Source organism: Streptomyces sp. NPDC021562 (assembly GCF_040640875.1).
Classification (GTDB): domain Bacteria; phylum Actinomycetota; class Actinomycetes; order Streptomycetales; family Streptomycetaceae; genus Streptomyces.
Window position 1 is genome coordinate 150,972 of record NZ_JBFACN010000009.1, and the last position, 21,170, is coordinate 172,141.

Annotated in this window: 20 protein-coding genes; 14 read left to right on the forward strand and 6 right to left on the reverse strand. The window is 72.8% G+C overall.

Features of this window, described 5'->3' with window-relative positions; genetic code table 11:
• Window positions 1–57: 57 nt before the first annotated feature.
• Together AB0G52_RS16255 and AB0G52_RS16260 are read left to right on the forward strand one after the other, a co-directional pair.
• Window positions 58–1,389 (forward strand): wax ester/triacylglycerol synthase family O-acyltransferase, encoded by a 1,332-nt coding sequence (locus AB0G52_RS16255; protein WP_132887968.1) that lies wholly within the window; start codon window positions 58–60, stop codon window positions 1,387–1,389.
• Window positions 1,390–1,663: 274 nt separating this feature from the next.
• On the forward strand, window positions 1,664–3,175 hold the full coding sequence (locus tag AB0G52_RS16260; RefSeq protein WP_132887969.1) for an SDR family NAD(P)-dependent oxidoreductase: 1,512 nt from the start codon (window positions 1,664–1,666) through the stop codon (window positions 3,173–3,175).
• A 33-nt stretch (window positions 3,176–3,208) separates the two neighbouring features.
• Here AB0G52_RS16260 and AB0G52_RS16265 read toward each other — a convergent pair whose 3' ends face one another.
• Both AB0G52_RS16265 and AB0G52_RS16270 read right to left on the reverse strand, forming a co-directional pair.
• The gene (locus AB0G52_RS16265) at window positions 3,209–3,991 is read right to left on the reverse strand and encodes an SDR family oxidoreductase (protein WP_132887970.1); all 783 of its coding nucleotides are present in this window, start codon (window positions 3,989–3,991) and stop codon (window positions 3,209–3,211) included.
• Between the two features lie 25 nt (window positions 3,992–4,016).
• Window positions 4,017–4,394, reverse strand: coding sequence for a hypothetical protein (locus AB0G52_RS16270; protein ID WP_132887971.1), 378 nt, complete (start codon window positions 4,392–4,394; stop codon window positions 4,017–4,019).
• 435 nt (window positions 4,395–4,829) lie between these two features.
• Here AB0G52_RS16270 and AB0G52_RS16275 point away from each other — a divergent pair, with 435 nt between their 5' ends.
• A complete protein-coding gene (locus AB0G52_RS16275) occupies window positions 4,830–5,003 on the forward strand; it encodes a hypothetical protein (protein WP_165939296.1) in 174 nt (57 codons plus the stop codon).
• Between the two features lie 58 nt (window positions 5,004–5,061).
• On the forward strand, window positions 5,062–5,544 hold the full coding sequence (locus AB0G52_RS16280; RefSeq protein ID WP_361336962.1) for a GNAT family N-acetyltransferase: 483 nt from the start codon (window positions 5,062–5,064) through the stop codon (window positions 5,542–5,544).
• A gap of 42 nt (window positions 5,545–5,586) precedes the next feature.
• On the opposite strand, the gene AB0G52_RS16285 is transcribed toward AB0G52_RS16280, so the two are convergent.
• Both AB0G52_RS16285 and AB0G52_RS16290 read right to left on the reverse strand, forming a co-directional pair.
• Window positions 5,587–6,930: an amidase family protein gene (locus tag AB0G52_RS16285; protein WP_361336964.1), complete on the reverse strand. Its 1,344-nt coding sequence runs from the start codon at window positions 6,928–6,930 to the stop codon at window positions 5,587–5,589.
• A 117-nt stretch (window positions 6,931–7,047) separates the two neighbouring features.
• A complete protein-coding gene (locus AB0G52_RS16290; RefSeq protein WP_132887974.1) occupies window positions 7,048–7,749 on the reverse strand; it encodes an FCD domain-containing protein in 702 nt (233 codons plus the stop codon).
• Window positions 7,750–7,912: 163 nt separating this feature from the next.
• Here AB0G52_RS16290 and AB0G52_RS16295 point away from each other — a divergent pair, with 163 nt between their 5' ends.
• From AB0G52_RS16295 to AB0G52_RS16330, 8 genes are read left to right on the forward strand one after another with little or no spacing between them, the layout of a single operon-like run.
• Complete coding sequence (locus AB0G52_RS16295; RefSeq protein ID WP_132887975.1) at window positions 7,913–8,983, forward strand: sugar ABC transporter substrate-binding protein; 1,071 nt, start codon at window positions 7,913–7,915, stop codon at window positions 8,981–8,983.
• Window positions 8,980–10,515 (forward strand): sugar ABC transporter ATP-binding protein, encoded by a 1,536-nt coding sequence (locus AB0G52_RS16300; RefSeq protein WP_132887976.1) that lies wholly within the window; start codon window positions 8,980–8,982, stop codon window positions 10,513–10,515. Before AB0G52_RS16295 ends, AB0G52_RS16300 begins: the two co-directional genes overlap by 4 nt.
• Entirely contained in the window at window positions 10,508–11,533 is a 1,026-nt protein-coding gene (locus AB0G52_RS16305; RefSeq protein ID WP_361336967.1) for an ABC transporter permease, read from the forward strand. Before AB0G52_RS16300 ends, AB0G52_RS16305 begins: the two co-directional genes overlap by 8 nt.
• A gap of 41 nt (window positions 11,534–11,574) precedes the next feature.
• Entirely contained in the window at window positions 11,575–12,915 is a 1,341-nt protein-coding gene (locus tag AB0G52_RS16310; protein ID WP_132887978.1) for an L-fuconate dehydratase, read from the forward strand.
• The gene (locus tag AB0G52_RS16315; protein ID WP_132887979.1) at window positions 12,912–13,667 is read left to right on the forward strand and encodes an SDR family oxidoreductase; all 756 of its coding nucleotides are present in this window, start codon (window positions 12,912–12,914) and stop codon (window positions 13,665–13,667) included. The genes AB0G52_RS16310 and AB0G52_RS16315 overlap by 4 nt, the downstream gene beginning before the upstream one ends.
• Window positions 13,664–14,650 (forward strand): aldo/keto reductase, encoded by a 987-nt coding sequence (locus AB0G52_RS16320; RefSeq protein ID WP_361336969.1) that lies wholly within the window; start codon window positions 13,664–13,666, stop codon window positions 14,648–14,650. Before AB0G52_RS16315 ends, AB0G52_RS16320 begins: the two co-directional genes overlap by 4 nt.
• Window positions 14,647–14,961 carry an L-rhamnose mutarotase gene (locus AB0G52_RS16325; RefSeq protein WP_132887981.1) on the forward strand — a complete coding sequence of 105 codons (315 nt, stop codon included), beginning with the start codon at window positions 14,647–14,649 and terminating at the stop codon, window positions 14,959–14,961. The genes AB0G52_RS16320 and AB0G52_RS16325 overlap by 4 nt, the downstream gene beginning before the upstream one ends.
• A complete protein-coding gene (locus AB0G52_RS16330) occupies window positions 14,958–15,788 on the forward strand; it encodes an amidohydrolase family protein (RefSeq protein WP_361336971.1) in 831 nt (276 codons plus the stop codon). Before AB0G52_RS16325 ends, AB0G52_RS16330 begins: the two co-directional genes overlap by 4 nt.
• A gap of 21 nt (window positions 15,789–15,809) precedes the next feature.
• Here AB0G52_RS16330 and AB0G52_RS16335 read toward each other — a convergent pair whose 3' ends face one another.
• A complete protein-coding gene (locus tag AB0G52_RS16335) occupies window positions 15,810–17,231 on the reverse strand; it encodes a lipase maturation factor family protein (protein ID WP_361336973.1) in 1,422 nt (473 codons plus the stop codon).
• A 144-nt stretch (window positions 17,232–17,375) separates the two neighbouring features.
• On the opposite strand from AB0G52_RS16335, the gene AB0G52_RS16340 reads away from it, so the two are divergent.
• Entirely contained in the window at window positions 17,376–19,478 is a 2,103-nt protein-coding gene (locus AB0G52_RS16340) for a SpoIIE family protein phosphatase (RefSeq protein ID WP_132887984.1), read from the forward strand.
• Window positions 19,479–19,509: 31 nt separating this feature from the next.
• A complete protein-coding gene (locus tag AB0G52_RS16345) occupies window positions 19,510–20,373 on the forward strand; it encodes a DNA-formamidopyrimidine glycosylase family protein (protein ID WP_132887985.1) in 864 nt (287 codons plus the stop codon).
• Window positions 20,374–20,380: 7 nt separating this feature from the next.
• On the opposite strand, the gene AB0G52_RS16350 is transcribed toward AB0G52_RS16345, so the two are convergent.
• A complete protein-coding gene (locus AB0G52_RS16350; protein WP_132887986.1) occupies window positions 20,381–21,037 on the reverse strand; it encodes a zf-HC2 domain-containing protein in 657 nt (218 codons plus the stop codon).
• Window positions 21,038–21,170: the final 133 nt, after the last annotated feature.

A 21,170-nucleotide genomic window follows, 5' to 3' on the forward strand; every position in this document is an offset into this window, starting at 1 on the left:
TCAGGTGTCGGCGTTTGACTGCTGATCCACCCTCCGTCGACGCGAGGCGTCCCTTTGATGACTGCGACTGCTGACCTGCTCGCCCCTCTCGATCTGGCCTTTTGGAACATCGAGTCCGACCGGCACCCGATGCACCTCGGCGCGCTCGGCGTGTTCTCGGCGCACTCGCCGACAGCCGGTGCGCACGCCGCCGACCTGCTCGCGGCCCGTGCCGCCGCCGTGCCCGGCCTGCGCATGCGCATCAGGGACGTCTGGCAGCCGCTGGCCTTCGGCGGCGCCGCCCGCGAGACCGACCCGGACTTCGACCCCCTCGACCACGTCCGGCTGCACGCCCCCACCGGCGACTTCCAGGCGGTCGCGGGCCGGCTGATGGAACGTCCGCTGGAGCGCGGCCGGCCGCCGTGGGAGGCGCATGTGCTGCCCGGCGAGGACGGGGTGTCCTTCGCGGTGCTGTTCAAGTTCCACCACGCCCTCGCCGACGGGCTGCGCGCCCTCAAACTGGCCGCCGGTGTCATGGACCCGCTCGACCTGCCCGAGCGCTCCCCCCGGCCCATCGAGGCCCCCCGTCCGATGCTGGCCCTGCCCGACGTGCGCAGGATGCCCGAGCTGGTGCGCGGCGCCCTCTCGGACGTGGGCCGGGCCCTGGACATCGGTGCCTCCGTCGCCCTGTCCGCGCTCGGTGTGAGCTCGTCCACCGCGCTGCGGTCCGAACCCACCGGCACCCGCAGCATCGCCGGGGTCGACCTCGACATCGACGACGTGCACCGGGTCCGCAAGGCCGTCGGCGGCACCGTCAACGACGTGCTCATCGCCGTCGTCGCCGGGGCGCTGCGCCGCTGGCTGGAGGAGCGGGGCGACGGCACCGCGGGCGTCGCCCCGCGGGCCCTGATCCCGGTCTCCAGGCGCCGTCCGCGCAGCGCCACCCCCCAGGGCAACCGGCTGTCCGGGTACCTGATACGGCTTCCGGTCGACAACCCCGACCCGCTCGCCCGCCTCGACCGCGTCCGCACGGCGATGGTCCGCAACAAGGACGCCGGCCCCAACCGGGGCGCCGGTGCCGTCGCCCTGCTCGCCGACCACGTGCCGGCGCTCGGGCACCGGCTCGGCGGGCCGCTCGTCGGCCAGGCCGCCCGGCTCTGGTTCGACATCCTGGTCACCAGCGTGCCGCTGCCCGGCCTCGGGCTGCGCCTGGGCGGCCACCCGCTCACCGCCGTCTACCCGCTGGCCCCGCTCGCGCCCGGCCAGTCCCTCGCCGTCGCCGTCTCCACCTACCGCAACCAGGTCCACTACGGCCTGGTGGCCGACGCGGCGGCCGTCCCCGACCTCGACGTGCTCGCCCGCGCGGTGACCGACGAGGTGGACTCCCTGAAGGAGGTGTGCGACCGCTGAGGGAGCCCGGCCCCCGGGCGCAGGCCGAGCGGCGAAGCTCCCGGGCCCCGGCCTTCCGGCCGGGGCCGCCGACCGGCGCTCTCGCGAAGGACGGCGGTGCCGAGCGGTGCCGCGGGCGGATGCGGGATACCGAGCGGCCTCCGCGGCCCGCGCGGGGGCGCTCGGGCGCCGGGGTCGGGCGGGTTTGGTCCTCGGGCCGCTGCTCCGTAAAATTCCCTGTTCGAAAGCGGGCGCGAGTGGCGCGCCGCTGGTGGATCAGGGAAGCGGCGGCGCGATGACGGTGACACAGGACGGCCCGGCGGCCGAGGACGCGGTGGACGCGGTGGACGCGATCGCCCACGGTCCCGGCATCGACCCCGAGCGGCTCGCCGTCTGCCTCAGCGTCCTGGAGGAACTGGACAGGCTGGAGGTCGACCACCCGGACGCCATCGCGGTGCGCCGGGCCACGGCAGGCGTCTACCGCACGGTCAAGCAGCGCCGGCGCCAGGAGCGGCGGGCCGCCAAGACCGCCCACGACAAGGCGGTCACCGAGGCCACCGCGACCGGCTCCGCCCAGCGCATCGACGACGAGACCGAGGGCCTGCTGCCGTCCTCGCGGACCGGCGAGGGCCGGGTCGCCGGGATACTCCAGCGCCCGCGCTCCTGCTACACCTGCAAGACCCGCTACGTCGAGGTCGACTACTTCTACCACCAGCTCTGTCCGGACTGCGCGGTCCTGAACCGCACCAAGCGCGACGCCCGTGCCGACCTGACCGGCAAGCGCGCCCTGCTCACCGGCGGCCGCGCCAAGATCGGCATGTACATCGCGCTGCGGCTGCTGCGCGACGGCGCGCACACCACGATCACCACCCGCTTCCCGAAGGACGCCATCCGCCGCTTCAAGGCGATGGAGGACTCCGCGGACTGGCTGCACCGCCTGGAGGTCGTCGGCATCGACCTGCGCGACCCCGCCCAGGCCGTGGCCCTCGCGGAGCAGGTCACCGCGGCGGGCCCGCTGGACATCCTGATCAACAACGCGACCCAGACCGTACGTCGGCTGCCCTCCGCGTACGCGGCCCTGGTCGAGGGCGAGAGCGCCCCGCTGCCCGCCGGCGAACTCCCCACCCACCACGTCATCGGCGCCTTCAACTCGGGCGCCGTGGACGGCATCGCCGCGCTCCCCGTCGGCGCCAGCGGCCTCGACGCACAGAAGGTCGCCGACCTCGCGCTCGTCGCGGGCAACGCCAGCGTCGCCCGGCACCTCGACGGCACCGCCATCGACGCGGGCGGCCTCGTCCCGGACGTCGTCGAGACCAACACCTGGGTGCAGACCATCGACCAGATCTCCCCGGTGGAGCTCCTGGAGACCCAGCTCTGCAACTACACTTCGCCGTTCATCCTGATCAGCGCGCTGCGCCCGGCCATGGCCGACGCCGCGAAGAAGGCGGCGCGCGGCCGGTCGTACGTCGTCAACGTCTCCGCGATGGAGGGCGTCTTCGGCCGTGGCTACAAGGGCGCCGGGCACCCGAACACCAACGCGGCCAAGGCGGCCATGAACATGGTCACCCGGACCAGCGCGGCGGAGATGTTCGAGTCCGACGGCATCCTCATGACCTCCGTCGACACCGGCTGGATCACCGACGAACGCCCGCACTTCGACAAGCTGCGGCTGGCCGAGGAGGGCTTCCACGCACCGCTCGACCTGGTCGACGGCGCGGCCCGGGTCTACGACCCGATCGTGCGCGGCGAGGAGGGCGAGGACGTGTACGGGGTCTTCCTGAAGGACTACGCACCCGGCAAGTGGTGACCTCCGGCAGCACTGCGGGCGGCACCCGGGTCGTCAGCCGGCCGGGCGTGCCGCTCGCACCCTGGTGCCGCCGTCCACCACCACGTCGGCCCCGGTCACCCACTCCGCGGCGTCCGACGCCAGCCACAGCACGGCCCGCGCCACGTCCTGCGGCTCGCCGATCCTGCCCATCGGCAGCCCCGTCGCGATCTCCCGCTCCCGCGGCTCCCACATGAACCGCGCCATCTCCGTGCGCACCAGCCCCGGCGACACCGAGTTCACCCGCACCCGGGGCGCCAGTTCCCCGGCCAGCTGCTGGGTGAGATGGAGCAGCGCCGCCTTGCTGGTGCCGTACGCCCCCACGTCCGGCCCCACGTGCGCCGCGCCCTCCGTGCAGATGTTGACCACCGCGCCGCCGTGCTCCCGCATCCAGCCCCGCCAGGCGCACTGGGTCAGCCGCAGCGGGGCCTCGACGTTCACCGTGAACGCGTCCCGCCACATGCCGAGGTCGGCGTGCATGAGCGGTCCGTACGGCCGGTTGGTGGCCGCGTTGTTGACCAGCACGTCCAGCCGGCCGAACTCCGCGAGCGCCAGCCGGGTCAGCTCCCGGGCGTGCTCCGGGTCGGCCACATTGCCGGGCAGGCCGACACCACCCAGCTCCGCGGCCGTACGCCGGACCTCGTCCGGGTCGCGGGCGCTCACGCACACCAGCGCCCCGGCCGCCGCGAAGGCCTCCGCGACCGCGCGCCCGATCCCGCGCGTGCCACCGGTGACGACGGCCGCCCTGCCCCGGAACCCGTACGACGCTCCGCGCGCCGGTCCGTGCGATGACGTCATCGCCGTACCGTCTCATGACGGAGCGTCAGTCGACAGCCCCCAGGCGGGAGTTGCGGGCCAAGACCAGTTCCAGGACGGTCCGCCAGTCCTCCAGGACGCCCGCGTCGAAGCCGGCGGTGCGGCTCTCCTCGTCGGCCTGGCGCAGACGCAGCACGTCCTCGTCGGTGGCGGCGCCGTCCCCGCGCACCAGGTGGTGGACGCGCTCCCCGAGCAGGTGCCGTACCGCGTGGGCGGCGGCGTCGGCGGAACCCAGCAGCTCCCCGATCCCGTGCACCAGGCCCGCCACCTGGAGTTCCTTGTCGGCGGGGCGGGCGCGGCGCAGCAGCGCCGCGGTGCGCAGTGCGCGCTGGTACCGGCAGGCGTACAGCAGATCCATCAGCTCCTCGACGCTGCGCAGCTCCATGCGTCAGTCCTTCCGCGAGACAGCCGTTGTCCTGCGCCATCGGACCAGTCCGAGTTTTCGACCCGGCCAACGCAACCTGAACTGCGCAGCCCCTGCGGGCAGAGGTGCCTTCTCGCAAACACGGCATTATGTTACGAACAGGTTCTTATCCGGGCCGTCGGAGTACGGAGCGACTCGCGATAGTTACACCTTGTTTGCACTCCCTATCGAGCGGACCCGTGCTCATTTGGTTAATCTGTAGGGGACGGACAGCAGCAAGGGGTCCCACCCACACCCATGGTCCGTCCCGGGGCGAGCCGGCGGACAACAGCCTGCTCTCCTGTGAGTTACCGGCGCCACCGCGTCCGACTGGCCTTTGACCCAAGCGGGCGTCGAGCACCGGAACGCAGACTGTCCGGTACGCCCCGAGGGGGACCGACACATAAGGAGTGCGCGGTGACACCGGAGAAGACGAATCGCGAGCAGCGCCCCACGCAGGGCACCGAGGGCGCGGGCAGCCGGTCGGGACAGCTCGGCAGCCTCGACGTGTGGGCCCGGTCCGCCCCGATCCGCCTCGCGGGTTACGAAGAGGACCTCGCCGAGCCCCACATCCTGCCCAGCGTGGACTGACCGGACGACCGGTCCGCCCGCGATCACCGACGCGCATGGGCGTGCGAGACTCACGCCCATGCTGATCAGAGAAGCAACCGCGGCCGACTGGCCGCAGATCTGGCCCTTCTGGCACCGGATCGTCGCCGCCGCCGATACGTACGGCTGGGACCCCGACACCTCGGAGACGGAGGCCCGCGCCCTGTGGATGAGCCCGGCGAAACGTGTCTACGTCGCCGAGGACCCCGGCGGCAACGTCGTCGGCTCCGCCTATCTCACCCCCAACTACGGAGGCCCCGGGGCCCGGGTGGCCAACGCGGGCTTCATGGTCGACCCCGACCGCGGCGGCCAGGGCATCGGCCGAGCCCTCGCCGAGCACGTCCTCGCCGAGGCCCGGGCGCACGGCTACCGGTCCATGGTCTTCAACGCCGTCGTCGAGACCAACCCCGCCGTCGCCCTGTGGACCTCCCTCGGCTTCACGATCCTCGGCACGGTCCCGCAGGCCTATGACCACCCCGTACACGGACCGGTGGGCCTGCACATCATGTACCGCGCCCTCTGAACCGGTCGTCAGCCGAGCAGTGCCGTCAGCCGAGCGGTGCCGTCAGCCGAGCGGTGCCGTCCGCCGCCACGGCCGGAGCGTCTCCACCTGTCCGGCCACGTCCAGCAGCACCGCCTCCGAACCGGGCCGCCCCACCAGCTGGACGGCGCACGGGGCACCCGAGGGCAGGGTGCCGAACGGGACCGACAACGCCGGCCAGCCGGTGAGGTTCCAGGCCGGGGTGAACGGCGAGTGGGTGGTGCCGGCCAGGACGTTGCGCAACCAGCCCCGCTCGTGCCACGGCGCAGCCAGGGGGGAGCGGCGGGCCAGCGCCGGGGTGAGCAGCAGGTCGTACTCGGCGAAGAACGGGGCGAGGCGGGCGCGCAGCCGGTCGCGGGAGTCGCTCACGCGCACCCCGCGCAGGAAGCGGCGGCCTATCGCCGCGTGCACCCGGGTCCGCCGCGCCAGCAGCGCGGGGTCCAGGTCCGCCGCGTCCACGGCCGTGCCCGCCGTCCAGTGCCGAAGCGCGGTGACCCCGATGGACGCCGGGTACGGCGGCTCGGCGCGCCGCACCCGGTGCCCGGCGCCCGCCAGCAGCCCCGCCGCCTCGGCCACCGCGTTCGTGTACGACCTGCTCACCGTCACTCCGGCCAGCGGACTGCGCCGCGAGACCGCGATCCGCAGCGGCGGCCGCTCGCCGGAGCCCGCGAACTCCTGCTCCGCCAGCACCGAGAGCATCAGCCGGGCGTCCTCGACCGTGGTCGCCAGCGGCCCGTTCTCCGACATGCCGAACCAGTCGCCGTGGCCGATCCCGGCCGGTACCACCCCGAACCCCGGCTTGATGGTGACCAGACCGCAGTTGGCCGCCGGGATGCGCAGCGAGCCCATGCCGTCGTTGCCCACGGCGACCGGCACCAGCCCGGCGGCGACCGCGGCGGCGCTGCCGCCCGAGGAGCCGCCGGCGCTGCGGGTGGTGTCCCAGGGGTTGCGGGTGCTGCCGTGGGCCCCCTCGGTCGTACCGAACACACACAGCTCGGGCACGTGCGTCAGACCCACGACGACCGCGCCCGCCGCCCGCAGCCGGGCCACGGTGACGTGGTCGGTCTCGGCGGGCGTGTCCGGTGTCGCCGCCGAACCGTCACGGGGTGCCTCGCCGCGCACCGGGAGATTGTCCTTCACGGCCAACGGCACCCCTGCGAGGGGGAGTTCGGCGAGGTCGGCACGGGCCGCGACCTCGTCCGCCTCGGCGAGCGCCGCGTCCGCCCGGACCTTCCGGAAGGCGCCGATCCGTCCGTCGAGCCGGGCGATTCGCTCCAGGTGCCCGGCCACCACCTGCCTGGGGGTGACCCGCTTCTCCCGTACGGCGGCGGCGATCTCGGCGGCGGTCCGGCCGACCCAGTTGGTCACGGGCACTCCCAGGGGTGCGGAAAGGGGCTTACTCGTCGGTGTGAAAGGGCACTCTGCCGCCCCGCGGACGCCACGTCGAGAGCACTCGCCCCCTGCCCGCACCCGCGACCCGACGGACTAACTCCCCACCTGCGCGCGCAGCCACTCCTCCACCTCTCCCACATGGGCGGCCGCCGCGGCCCTCGCCGCCTCCGGATCCCGGGCGGCGAGGGCCCGGTGGATGGCGGCGTGCTCCCGCCGTGTCCGCGCGAACGCCCCCTCCTCCTCGTACCCCCGCCACACCCGGGCCCGGAACGTCCGTGACGACAGCCCCTCCAGGATGGCGGCCATCGTCCCGTTCCCCGCGGCCCCGGCGATCACCTGGTGGAACGCGAGATCGTGCGCGAGGATCTCCTCGGGATCGTCCGTCGCGTTCATCGCCGCCAGGTGTTCCTCCACCTCGGCCAGCTGACCGGCCGTGATCCGCGCCGCCGCCAGCGCCGTGGCCGTCGACTCCAGGACCCGCCGCACCTCCAGGAGTTCCACCAGCCGCGGCCCGCGGGACAGGTCGGCGACCACCCCGAACGTCTCCAGGAGGTCACCCGCCTCCAGCTGGGTGACGTAGATGCCGGAGCCGTGCCGGGCCTCCAGCACGCCCAGCACCGTCAAGGCCCGGATCGCCTCGCGCATGGAGCTGCGGGACATGCCCAGCTGGGCGGCGAGATCCCGCTCCGTGGGCAGCCGTTGGCCGGGCTCCAGACGGCCCTCCGCGATCATCGCCTTGATGCGCTCGATGGCGCGCTGCGTCACCGTGCCCTTCTGGGGCGCCGTCTCGTCCACACCGCTCCTCCTGTTGCCGGTGCGCCGCAGTCTAACCGGCAAGGTGGTCCGACCACTATTGCCTGTACGGCGGGAAAGTCGCGTCTGCAGGGTGTTGAAACCGTCGAGTGGTCTGATAAGTATGCGGTCATCTGCTCGAACACGCTCGATGAGGAGCTGCCCGATGCACGGCAGAACACTGAGGAAGCGCAACCGGTCCCGGATCATCGGCGCGACGGCCCTGGCCGTCGGTGCCTCGCTCGCGCTCGCCGCCTGCGGCAGCACCAAGGACACCGGCAGCGGCAGCGCCCAGGGCGGCGGCACCGGCAAGGTCGGGGTGGTCCTGCCCCTGCTGACCTCGCCGTTCTGGCAGTCGTACAACGACTACGTGCCCAAGATGGCGAAGTCCGAGGGGGTCGAGGCGCTGAAGACGGTCAACTCCAACAGCGACCCCTCGCAGCAGATCACCGACATCAACAACGAACTGAACCAGGGCGTGAAGGGCCTGGTCGTCGCCCCGCTGGACAGCGCCGCCATCGAGGCCGGCCTGGACCAGGCCGAGCGCAAGGGCGTACCGGTGGTCGCCGTGGACGTGGCGCCCGACAAGGGCAAGGTCGCCATGGTGGTGCGCGCCGACAACGTCGCCTACGGCACCAAGGCCTGCGACTACCTCGGGCAGCACGTCACCAGCGGCAAGGTCGTCCAGATCATGGGCGACCTCGCCTCGGTCAACGGCCGGGACCGCTCCGAGGCGTTCCGCTCCTGCGTCAAGAAGAAGTACCCGAAGCTCAAGGTCCTGGAGATCCCGGCCAAGTGGGAGTCCGACACGGCCGCCTCCCAGCTGGGCACGCTGCTCAACGCCAACCCCGACATCAAGGGCATCTACCTGCAGGCCGGCGGTGTCTACCTCGCGCCCACCCTGCAGACCCTGAAGTCCAAGGGCATGCTCAAGGCCGCCGGGCAGAGCGGGCACATCGTGATCGTCTCCAACGACGGCATCCCGCAGGAGTTCGACGCCATCCGCAAGGGCCAGATCGACGCCACCGTCTCCCAGCCCGCCGACGCCTACGCCAAGTACGGCATGTACTACATCAAGGCGGCGATGGAGGGGAAGACGTTCGCGCCGGGCCCGACCGACCACGACTCCACGATCGTCAAGCTGCCGAACGGCATCCTGGAGGACCAGCTGCCCGCGCCCCTGGTCACCAAGGACAACGTGGACGACCCGAAGCTGTGGGGCAACACGGTCAAATGATCACGCCACTTGTTGAGGCCCGGGACATCGTCAAGCGGTACGGCCCCACCGTCGCGCTCGCCGACGGCCGGCTCACCGTGCTGCCCGGCGAGTCCCACGCCCTCGTCGGCCGCAACGGCGCCGGCAAGTCCACCCTGGTCAACGTCCTCACCGGGCTCCAGGTCCCGGACGAGGGCACGGTCCGCTTCGACGGCGAACCCGCGCCCCCGCCGGCCGACCGGGACGCCTGGCGGCGCAAGGTCGCCTGCGTCTACCAGAAGCCCACCGTCGTGCCCGAGCTGACGGTCGCCGAGAACCTCTTCATCAACCGGCAGCCCCTGCGCCGGGGGTTCATCAGCTGGCGACGGCTGCACCACGAGGCCGCGGCGCTCCTCGACACCTGGGACGTCCGGGTCGACCCCGAGGCCCGCACCGCCGACCTCAAGGTCGAGGACCGCCAGATGGTCGAGATCGCCCGGGCGCTCAGCTTCGGCGCCCGGTTCATCGTCCTGGACGAGCCGACCGCCCAGCTCGACAACCGCGAGATCGAGCGGCTGTTCGGCCGGATGCGGGCACTCCAGGACTCCGGCGTGACCTTCCTGTTCATCTCGCACCACCTCCAGGAGGTGTACGAGGTCTGCCAGACCGTCACCGTGCTCCGCGACGCCCGCTGGATCGTCACCGCCCCCGTCGCCGACCTGCCCAGGGCCGCCCTGGTGGAGGCGATGGCGGGGGAGGCCGTGACCCGGCAGGACCAGCGGGCCCGGGACGCGGTGCCCGCCGGGGCACCCGTGGTGCTCAGCGCGCGGGGGCTCAGCTCCGAGTCGTACGACGGCATCGACCTCACCGTCCGCAGCGGGGAGGTCGTCGGACTCGCCGGCACCAGCGGGAGCGGCAAGATCGAGCTCGCCGAGACCATCGCGGGGCTGCGCACCCCGACCGGCGGCACCGCCCGGGTCGCGGGGCGGCCGCTGCCGTTCGGCGACGTGCGCGCCACGCTCGGGGCCGGGGTCGGCTTCGTGCCCCGCGACCGGCACGACCAGGGCCTGGTCCCCGGGATGAGCATCGGCGACAACGCCACCATGACCGTGCTCGACCGGCTCGGCCGCGGCGGGTTCGTCGGCACCGACCGCAAGCGCGGCTTCGCCACCGGGCTCATCGAACGCCTCGACATCCACGCCGAGGGCCCCGACCAGCCCGTCTCCGACCTGTCCGGAGGCAACGCGCAGAAGGTCGTCATGGCCCGCGCCCTGGCCTCCGACCCCCGGCTCCTGGTGCTCGTCAACCCCACCGCGGGCGTCGACGTGAAGTCCAAGGAGTCCCTGCTGGCCCGGGTGGACAGCGCCCGCGAGGACGGCACCGCCGTGCTGGTCGTCTCCGACGAACTCGACGACCTGCGCCGCTGCGACCGTGTCCTCGTCCTCTTCCACGGCCGGATCGTCGCCGAACACCCGGCCGGCTGGCACGACCACGAGCTGATCGCCTCCATAGAAGGAGTGGACTCCATGCCCCCGGGAGCTGACTCCCCGTCCGAAGGAGTGGACCATGGCTGAGACCAAGGCCCCGCCGCTCACCCCGGTGCGCTCCCCGGACCCGCGCGCGGCCCGCACCGTCCTCCTGCGCCGCGCCCGTGAACTCGCCCTCGTCCCCGCCCTGTTGCTGCTCATGGTGCTCGGCGCGGTGGTCAACGACTCGTTCCTCACCGAACGCAACCTGATCTCCATCCTCGGCGCCTCCGCGGCCCTCGCGATGGTCGTGCTCGCCGAGTCGCTGGTCCTGATCACCGGCAAGTTCGACCTCTCCCTGGAATCGGTCGTCGGCATCGCGCCCGCGGTCGGCGCCCTGCTGGTGCTGCCGTCCGCCGAGTCCGGCTGGGGCACCGGGTTCCCCACCGCGCTCGCCATGGTGGCGATCCTGGTCGTCGGCGCCGCGGTCGGCGCCTTCAACGGCATCCTGGTCGTGAAGTTCAAGCTGAACGCCTTCATCGTGACGCTCGCGATGCTGATCGTGCTGCGCGGTGTGCTGGTCGGCGCCACCAAGGGCAAGACCCTGTTCGGGATGCCCGACAGCTTCTTCACCCTGGCCACCACCACCTTCCTGAACGTCCCGCTCTCGGTGTGGCTCGCCGCGGTCGCCTTCGCGATCACCGGACTGGTGCTCAAGTACCACCGGGTCGGGCGCGCCCTGTACGCCATCGGCGGCAACGCCGACGCGGCCCGCGCCGCAGGCATCCGCGTCGACCGCGTGATGCTCGGGGTGTTCGTGGTCGCCGGGGTCCTCGCCTCCGTCGGCGGCATCATGCAGACCGGGTACGTGGGCGCGATCAGCGCCAACCAGGGCAACAACATGATCTTCACGGTGTTCGCCGCGGCGGTGATCGGCGGCATCAGCCTGGACGGCGGCAAGGGCACCATGTTCGGCGCCCTGACCGGCGTCCTCCTGCTGGGTGTCGTACAGAACCTGCTCACCCTGGCGCAGGTGCCGTCGTTCTGGATCCAGGCCATCTACGGCGGCATCATCCTCGTCGCGCTCATGATCGCCCGTGTCACCACGGGACGGGCCCAGGACTGACCGGCCCGCGCCCCGCCCCTTCCCTGACCGAAAGGCAACCCGTGTCCGCGAGTCCCGCCCGCGTCATTGCGGTCGACACCCACGACATCCGTTTCCCCACCTCGCGCGAGCTCGACGGCTCCGACGCGATGAACCCGGACCCCGACTACTCGGCGGCCTATGTCGTGCTGCGCACCGACGCCGCCGACGGACACGAGGGACACGGGTTCACCTTCACCATCGGGCGGGGAAACGACGTCCAGGTCGCCGCGATCGACGCGCTGCGGAACCATGTGCTCGGCCGCCCCGTCGACGAGATCTGCGACGATCCCTCGGTCCTCTACCGGGACCTGATCGGCGACAGCCAGCTGCGCTGGCTCGGACCCGAGAAGGGCGTGATGCACATGGCGATCGGCGCGGTGATCAACGCCGTCTGGGACCTCGCGGCCCGCCGCGCCGGGAAACCGCTGTGGCACCTGCTCGCCGACGCCGAACCGGAGTGGATCGTCCGCCAGATCGACTTCCGCTACCTCACCGACGTCCTCACCCCCGAGGAGGCCCTCGCCATCCTGCGCCGGGGCCGCGAGGGCGCCGAGGAGCGCCGGGCCCGCCTCCTTGAGCGCGGCTTCCCCGCCTACACCACCTCCGCCGGCTGGCTCGGCTACGACGACGAGAAGCTCACCCGGCTCGCCGCCCAGGCGGTCGCCGACGGCTTCCGGCAGATCAAGCTGAAGGTCGGCGCCGACCTCGCCGACGACATCCGCCGCTGCCGGGTCGCCCGCGCGGTCGTCGGCCCGGACATCCGGATGGCCGTCGACGCCAACCAGCGCTGGGACGTCGACGAGGCGATCCGCTGGACCAAGGCCCTCGCCGAGTTCGACCCGTACTGGATCGAGGAGCCCACCAGCCCCGACGACATCCTCGGCCACGCGGCCGTCCGCCGGGCCGTCGCCCCGATCCGGGTCGCCACCGGCGAACACGTCCAGAACCGGATCGTCTTCAAGCAGCTGCTCCAGGCCGGCGCCCTCGACGTCGTCCAGATCGACGCGGCCCGGGTCGGCGGCGTCAACGAGAACCTCGCCGTCCTGCTGCTCGCGGCCAAGTTCGGCGTCCCGGTCTGCCCGCACGCGGGCGGCGTCGGACTGTGCGAACTCGTCCAGCACCTCTCGATGTTCGACTACCTCGCGGTCTCCGGCACCACCGAGGACCGGGTCATCGAGTACGTCGACCATCTGCACGACCACTTCCTCGATCCGGTGGTGATCCGCGAGGGTCACTACACGGCACCCACCGCACCGGGCTTCTCGGCCGCCCTGCGACCGGAGTCCGTCGCGGTGTACACCTACCCCGGCGGCACCTTCTGGGCCGCCGACGCGCAGACGCAGAAGGGACAGGCGGCATGACCGACTTCGCGGGCCTGAGAGCCCTGGTCACCGGCGGCGCCTCCGGGATCGGGCGGGCCACCGCCGAACTCCTCGCCGAGCGCGGCGCCCAGGTCGCCGTCCTCGACCTCGACCCGTCCGCCGTGGAGAAGCCGCTGCTCGGCTTCCGGGCCGACGTCACCGACGACACCTCCGTGCGCGCGGCCGTGACGAGCGCCGTCGAGGCCCTCGGCGGCCTCGACGTCCTCGTCAACAACGCCGGGATCGGCGCCCAGGGCACCGTCGAGGACAACGACGACGACGAATGGCACCGCGTCTTCGACGTCAACGTCCTCGGCATGGTCCGCACCGCCCGCGCCGCCCTCCCGCACCTGCGCCGCTCACGGCACGCGGCCGTCGTCAACACCTGCTCCATCGCCGCCACCGCCGGGCTGCCCCAACGCGCCCTGTACAGCGCCACCAAGGGCGCGGTGTACTCCCTCACCCTGGCCATGGCCGCCGACCACGTCCGCGACGGCGTGCGCGTCAACTGCGTCAACCCCGGTACCGCGGACACCCCGTGGATCGGCCGTCTCCTGGACCGGGCTCCCGACCCGGCCGCCGAACGCGCCGCCCTGGAGGCCCGCCAGCCCTCCGGCCGCCTGGTCTCCGCCGCCGAGGTCGCCGGTGCGATCGCCTACCTGGCGAGTCCCCTGTCCGGCGCCACCACCGGCACCTCCCTCGCGGTGGACGGCGGACTGCAGGGCCTGCGGCTCCGCCCGGCGGGACAGTGAGCGCCCTCGGCCGAAGCGGCGTCCGGGTCAGCCCCCTGGGCCTCGGCGCCGCCGTGATCGGCAACCTCTACACCGAAGTCCCCGATCGGCAGGCGCACGACACGGTCGCCGCCGCCTGGCAGCGGGGCATCCGCTACTTCGACACCGCCCCGCACTACGGCCTCGGCCTGTCCGAACGCCGCCTGGGAGAGGCGCTGCGCGGGTACGACCGGGACTCCTGCACGCTCTCCACCAAGGTCGGCCGCCGACTGGAACCGGCCGCCGGCACCGGCGACGACCTCGCGCACGGCTTCGCCGTCCCCGACACCCACCACCGGGTCTGGGACTTCACCGGCGACGGCATCCGCCGCACCCTGGAGGCCAGCCTGGAGCGGCTCGGCCTCGACCGGGTCGACGTCGTCTACCTCCACGACCCCGACGACCACGCCGAACAGGCCTTCCGCGAGGGCTACCCGGCACTGGAGCGACTCCGCTCCGAAGGGGTCGTCGGCGCGATCGGCGCGGGCATGAACCAGACGGCGATGCTCACCCGGTTCGTCCGCGACACCGACGTCGACGTGGTGCTGTGCGCCGGCCGCTACACCCTCCTCGACCAGAGCGCCCTCGCCGACCTGCTCCCGGCCGCCGCGCGGCGCGGTACCTCCGTGGTGATCGGCGGTGCCTTCAACTCCGGTCTGCTGGCCGACCCGAAACCGGACGCGACCTACGACTACGCCCGGGCGCCGGACGACCTGCTCTCCCGCGCCCTGCGTCTCAAGGCGCTCGCGGAACGGCACGGCAGCACCCTGCGCGCCGCCGCCCTCGCCTTCTGCGCCGCCCACCCGGCCGTGGCGAGCGTCCTGGTCGGCGCCCGCTCGGCGGCCGAGATCGCGGACGCGGCAGAGCAGTTCGCCGCGCCCGTCCCGGCCGCCTTCTGGCAGGAGCTGCGCGACACCAACCTGCTGCCCCCGGACGCCCCCGTACCCACCGAGGAACGGCCATGAGAATCGCCCTGCACACCAAGGTCCGCGCCGACCGCGTCGCCGCGTACGAGGCCGCGCACCGCGAGGTCCCCACCGAACTCACCGACGCCATCCGCGCCGCCGGTGCCACCTCCTGGACGATCTGGCGCAGCCGCACCGACCTCTTCCACGTCCTGGACTGCGCCGACTACGGCCGCCTCCTCGCCGAACTGGAGAAGCTGCCGGTCAACCTCGCCTGGCAGGCCCGGATGGCCGAACTCCTCGACGTCGTCCACGACTACTCCGAGGCAGGTGCGCAGGCCGGCCTGCCCGTCGTGTGGGAGCTGCCGTGACCGTCGACGCCCACCACCACGTCTGGGACCTCTCGGTACGGGACCAGGACTGGCTCACCAGGCCCGAACTCCAGCCGCTCAGGAGGAACTTCACCGTCGCGGACCTCGAACCCGAGGCGCGCGCGGCGGGCGTCACCCGCACCGTCCTCGTGCAGACGGTCACCGTGCCGGAGGAGACCCCCGAGTTCCTGGTCCTCGCCGACACCCACGACCTGGTCGCCGGAGTCGTCGGCTGGACCGACCTGACCCGCCCGGACGTCGCCGACGAACTCGCCCGCCTCCGCGCACTGCCCGGCGGCCGCCACCTGAAGGGCGTCCGCCACCAGGTCCAGGGCGAACCCGACCCGCGGTGGCTGCTGCGCCCCGACGTCCACCGGGGACTCGCCGCCGTCGCCGACGCCGGCCTCGTCTACGACCTCGTGGTGCTGCCCCACCAGCTCCCGGCCGCCGCCGAGGCCGCGCGGTCGCACCCGCGGCTCACCTTCGTCCTCGACCACCTGGGCAAACCCCCCATCGCCGCGGGCACCACGGAACCGTGGGCCGCCGCGGTACGCGCCCTCGCCGCCCTGCCCAACACCGTCTGCAAGCTCTCCGGCATGGTCACCGAGGCCGACCCCGCCTCCTGGACCCTGGACGACCTGCGCCCGTACGCCGAGACCGTGCTGGACGCCTTCGGCCCGGACCGGCTGATGGCCGGCTCGGACTGGCCGGTGTGCACCCTGGCCGGGAGCTACACCGAGGTCCTCGACGCGGCACGCCGGCTGATCCCCCCGGCCGCGCACACCGCCGTCTTCGAAACCACCGCCACCCGCGTGTACGGCCTGTGAACCGACCGGCCGCGGGGGCGGCTACGGCCGGCGTGCCGTCCCCGCCAGGCGGGTCGGCGGCATGAACTCCCGTACGTAGGTGCGTTCCCAGCACGCGCCCGTCTCCCGCAGCTCCCGCCAGGTCGTGTAGCGGTAGCGGAAGAGGCGGGCCCGGACGAAGCGCGGGGGTTCGCCGGGCGGGAACGGGGAGCGGCGCAGCAGCCGCAGGGTGTCGCGGTCCTCCTCCAGGAGGCGTTCCACCAGCCCGCCGAACCAGTCGCCGGCGTAGGCGGGGGAGAGGGCGGCGAACCACATCAGCCAGTCCAGGCGGAGGTGGTAGGGCGCGAACTGGCGCGGCCAGTGCCGGGGATCGCCCGGCTTGCCCTTGAACTCGTACTCCCGCCACGCGGAGTCCTCGCGCGGGGTGCCGTCCCGGGTGCCCTCCACCACCACCTCGTACCGGATCCGGCTGACGCTGCCGAAGGCGCCGTAGGTGTTGACCAGGTGGAGCGGGTCGAAGGACCGGTTCATGACCTGGCGGTGGGAGACCATGTTCACCACGGGACGGTGGCTCAGGAACACGATCAGCGCGGTCACGGCGAGGACGACGACCTCGAACCAGAGCGGGGCCGGGGGCGCGGTCGTACGGTCCGTGGGCAGCCGCAGCGCCGACAGCGCCACGACGACGGTGATCCAGTTCAGCCAGGAGAAGTTGCCGGACGCCACCAGCCACAGCTGGGTGAGGATCATCAGGGACGCGGCGGCCGTCGCGATCGGCTGCGGGGTGAACAGCAGGAACGGGACGACCAGTTGGGTGACGTGGTTCGCGGCCACCTCCGCCTTGTGCACCGGTCCGGGCAGGTGGTGGAAGAACCAGCTCAGCGGACCCGGCATCGGCTGGGTCTCGTGGTGGTAGTGCAGACAGGTCAGCTTGCGCCAGCAGGCGTCCCCGCGCATCTTGATCAGACCCGCCCCGAACTCCACCCGGAACAGGACCCAGCGCAGCAGGAAGAGGACCAAGACCGGCGGGGCCACCTCGTCGTTGCCGAGGAACACGGCCAGGAAGCCGACCTCCAGGAGCAGTGACTCCCAGCCGAACGCGTACCACGTCTGGCCGACGTTCACGATCGACAGGTACAGCGCCCAGGGCACCAGCCACAGCAGCATCCCGGCCCAGAGCGGGAGTTCGGAGTCGGCGCCCGCCAGCAGCGCCACCGCCACCGCACAGCCCGTCCAGGCGCAGCCCGCGAAGAGGCGGTCCGAGTACCGCAGGTGGAAGAGGCTCGGCGCGCGCCGGAAGGGGACCCGCGCCACGAACCTCGGGATCGGCAGCATCCCGCGTTCGCCGAGCAGGGCCCGGAACTGGAGCGCCGCCGTCAGGAACGCGAAGAGGTACACGCCGGCCAGGGCCCGCTGGAAGACCAGCCGGCTCAGCCAGTACCCGGGTGCGGTGAACCAGTCCACGACCGTGCGCTCCTGCCTGTGCCCCGTGTCGGGAAGGGGCCCGTCACCCTGTGTACCTCGCGTCCGCGCTTGCGTAACCCGGGCGAGTGAAGAAGACAATAGGGATGAATTGCCCGTCCTGGGTTCCCCTGGCATGGTGGCCCCATGGCTGATCGGGGAGCGAGCGCTCCGTCACTCCCGGACGACTGGCCCGCCCACCCGGACCACCCGATCCTGGCACTCAACGGCCTGGGCACCTTCGACTGGGACCTGGACGCCGGTCTGTTCCACCTGGACGCCCAGGCGTACGAGGTGTTCGACCTGCTCCCCGAGGAGTACGACGGTCGTCCCGAGGGCCTCGTGGTGCGGGTGCCCCTGTCGGAGGGCAGCCGCCTGGACGCGGTGGTGTCCCAGGCCATCAAGGACGGCAGCGAGAACTACGGGGCGTACTTCCGGATCCGCCGCCGCGACGGCACCCTGCGCTGGACCCACACCCAGGGCTACATCCGGCGTGACGGGACGGGCCGGCCGCGCCGGGTCGTGGGCGTCGTCCGGGACGCCACCCGGGAACTGGAGGACAGCGAGGCACACAGCCCGCGCACCGCCCAGGACGAGGCGCTGCGGCAGCAGAGCAACGTCGTCCAGGTCATCACCGCCGCCCTCGCGCACGCCCGCAGCGTCCAGGACGTCATCGACGCCCTCAAGGACGCCCGCATCCCCAACCTGGGCGCGACCAGCCTCGTGATGGGCCTGGTGGAGGCCGGCCGGATCCGGCTGGTGGCGGAGGGGCCGGTGGGCAGCTTCGTGCCCGGCACCCGGATCACCCGCGTGGAGGAGCCCTACCCGATGAGCGAGGTGGTGCGCACCCTCACCCCGCGCTTCATCGAGTCGGCCGAGGACTTCGCCGCGAGCTACCCGATCCTGTGGCCGCACATCACCGGCCTGCGCATCACCTCGGCCGCCTACCTGCCGCTGATCGCCCAGGCCCGCCCGATCGGCGCCATGGGCCTGCTCTACAACGACCGGCACGGCTTCTCCGACGAGGAACGAGCCGTCCTGGTCGCCCTCGGCAGCAGCATCGCGCAGAGCCTCCAGCGGGCCATGCTCTACGAGCAGGAGAAGGACCTCGCCCAGGGTCTCCAGCAGGCGATGCTGCCGCGCACCATTCCGAGCGTGCGCGGCGCCGACGTCGCGGTCCGCTACCGCTCGGCCAGCGCGGGCGGCTCCCTGGGCCGGGACATCGGCGGCGACTGGTACGACCTGATCCCGCTGCCCGGTGGGCGGGTCGGCGCGGTCATCGGCGACGTCCAGGGCCACGACACGCACGCCGCGGCCGTCATGGGCCAGCTGCGCATCGTGCTGCGCGCCTACGCGGCCGAGGGGCACGCCCCGGCCACCGTGATGGCCCGCGCCTCGGTCTTCCTGGACGAACTGGACACCGACCGCTTCGCCACCTGCCTGTACGCCGAGGCCGACCTCGCCACCGGCGTCGTCCAGGTGGTCCGCGCCGGACACATCGACCCGCTGGTCCGCGGCGCCGACGGCGGCTGCCGCCGGGTGCCCGTCGAGGGCGGCCTGCCGCTCGGCCTGTCCGCCGAGTTCGCGAGCCTGGAGTACCCGGTGTCCACCCTGGAGCTGGATCCCGGTGAGACCCTCCTGCTGTGCACCGACGGGCTGGTCGAGACGCCCGGCACCGATCTCGGCGACGGGATGCGGGCCCTGTCCGAGCAGGTCGCCGCCGGGCCCGGGGACGTACGGGAGCTCGCCGACCGGCTGATCGAGATCGCCGAGGAGCGCGGCGGTGACGACGACGTGGCCCTGCTCCTGCTGCGCCGCCGCGGTCAGGACAGCACCCAGGCCGTCGGCCGCCTCCAGCAGCACGTGGCCTCCGGCGACCCCGAGGCGCTCAGCCTGGCCCGGCACATGATCCGCGCGGCCGTCCGGGCCTGGGGCGCCGAGGACCGCGCCGACGAGATCGAACTCGTCGCCGACGAGCTGATCACGAACGCCCTGATGCACACCGAGGGCTCCGCGATCGTCACCCTCAGGGTCCTCGGCGGCAGCGAACGCCGGCTGCGGGTCGAGGTCGAGGACTCCTCCAGCGCCCTGCCGCGCCGTCGTGAGGCGGGCGAGAACGGCGTGTCCGGGCGCGGGCTGCTGCTGGTCGACATGATGACGGACGCCTGGGGCGTGGAGGCGCGGGGCGGCGGCAAGGCGGTGTGGTGCGAGTTCCGGATGCCGAAGCCGAAGAAGACGGACGCGGCCTGACCCCGCGGGCCCCGGATGGCACTCTGGACACATGCCCGAACTGCCCGAGGTGGAAGCGCTCAGGGACTTCCTGACCGAGAACCTGATCGGCCACGAGGTCGTCCGCGTGCTGCCGGTCGCCATCAGCGTCCTGAAGACGTACGACCCGCCCGTCGGCGCCTTCGAGGGCAGCGAGGTCGTCGCCGTGCACCGGCACGGCAAGTTCCTGGACATCGAGGGCGACGGCGGCCTGCGGTTCGTCACCCACCTGGCCCGCGCGGGCTGGCTCCAGTGGAAGGACCGGCTCCCGGACGGGCCGCCGCGGCCCGGCAAGGGCCCCCTGGCGCTGCGGGTGGCCCTGGAGACCGGTGCGGGCTTCGACCTCACCGAGGCCGGCACCCAGAAGAAGCTCGCCGTGTACATCGTCCGCGACCCGCGGGAGGTTCCGGGCATCGCCCGGCTCGGCCCCGACCCGCTCGCCGACGGCTTCGACGAGGCCCGGCTCGCCGCCCTGCTGAAGGGTGAACGGCGGCGGCTCAAGGGCGCCCTGCGCGACCAGAGCCTGATCGCCGGGGTGGGCAACGCCTACAGCGACGAGATCCTGCACGCGGCGCGGATGTCACCGTTCAAGCTGGCCGCGTCCCTGACGCCGGAGGAGGTCCACGGCCTCTACGAGGCGCTGCGGGGCACCCTCGGCGAGGCGGTGGAGCGCTCCCACGGCCTGGCGGCGGGCCGGCTCAAGGCGGAGAAGAAGAGCGGACTGCGGGTCCACGGCCGGACCGGCGAGCCCTGCCCGGTGTGCGGCGACGCCATCCGCGAGGTCTCCTTCAGCGACTCCTCGCTGCAGTACTGCCCGACCTGCCAGACGGGCGGCAAGCCGCTCGCGGACCGCAGGCTGTCCCGGCTGATCAAGTGACCGGCGGTCATTTGGGTTCGATGGTCACGAGGCGGTGTCCGTCCGCGCTGCGCACCTCGTAGTGGTCGATCTCGTCGGGGTGCATCGAGGAGCCGCCCGCCATGGTGCTCACGCGGCCGTCGTGGTCCCGTTCGGCCCAGGTGGTGACGATCTGCTCGGAGCCGTCGTTGCCCACGGCGATCAGGCGGCAGGAGCGCGGCCCGTTCGCGTCCTTCACCTTCAGCTCGACCTCGGCGCCCGAGTCCGTGTCCGCCTCCTTCACCTGCGCCCACACGCCGGACTGCGCGTCGGTGGTGGCGGCGACCTGCACGGCCGGGACGGTCTCGTGCCCCGCGTAGGCCATGATGCCGGGGCCCGCGACCGCGAACACCACCGAGGCGGCGAGGCCGTACAGCAGCCTGCGGCGCTTGGCGCGGTGCCGGGTGGCGACCTCGGCGAGCAGTTTGTCCAGCAACCGGGGACCGGGCTGGGCCATGGGGTGCACGAAGCGCGGCGTGGCCCTGCGGTAGAGCATCAGCTGCCGTGCGGCGGGGCCGAACTCTGTCACGTGGGCCGCGCAGCGGGCGCACTCCATGAGGTGGTCCTCGAAGCGGAAGGCCTCCGCCTCGTCCAGCACGCCGAGCGCGTACGCGCCGACGTCGCGATGCCTTTCCAGGGACCTCATGCCGAATCCTCGTGCCGAAGGGTGGGGTGGGGTTACTCGTTGCTCCTTGCTCCCACCCGTACGCAGTCGGCAGAGGATTCACTCAAGGCACGTACAGAATCGTAACCAACGGATTCGGAGCGGCCGGGCCCGC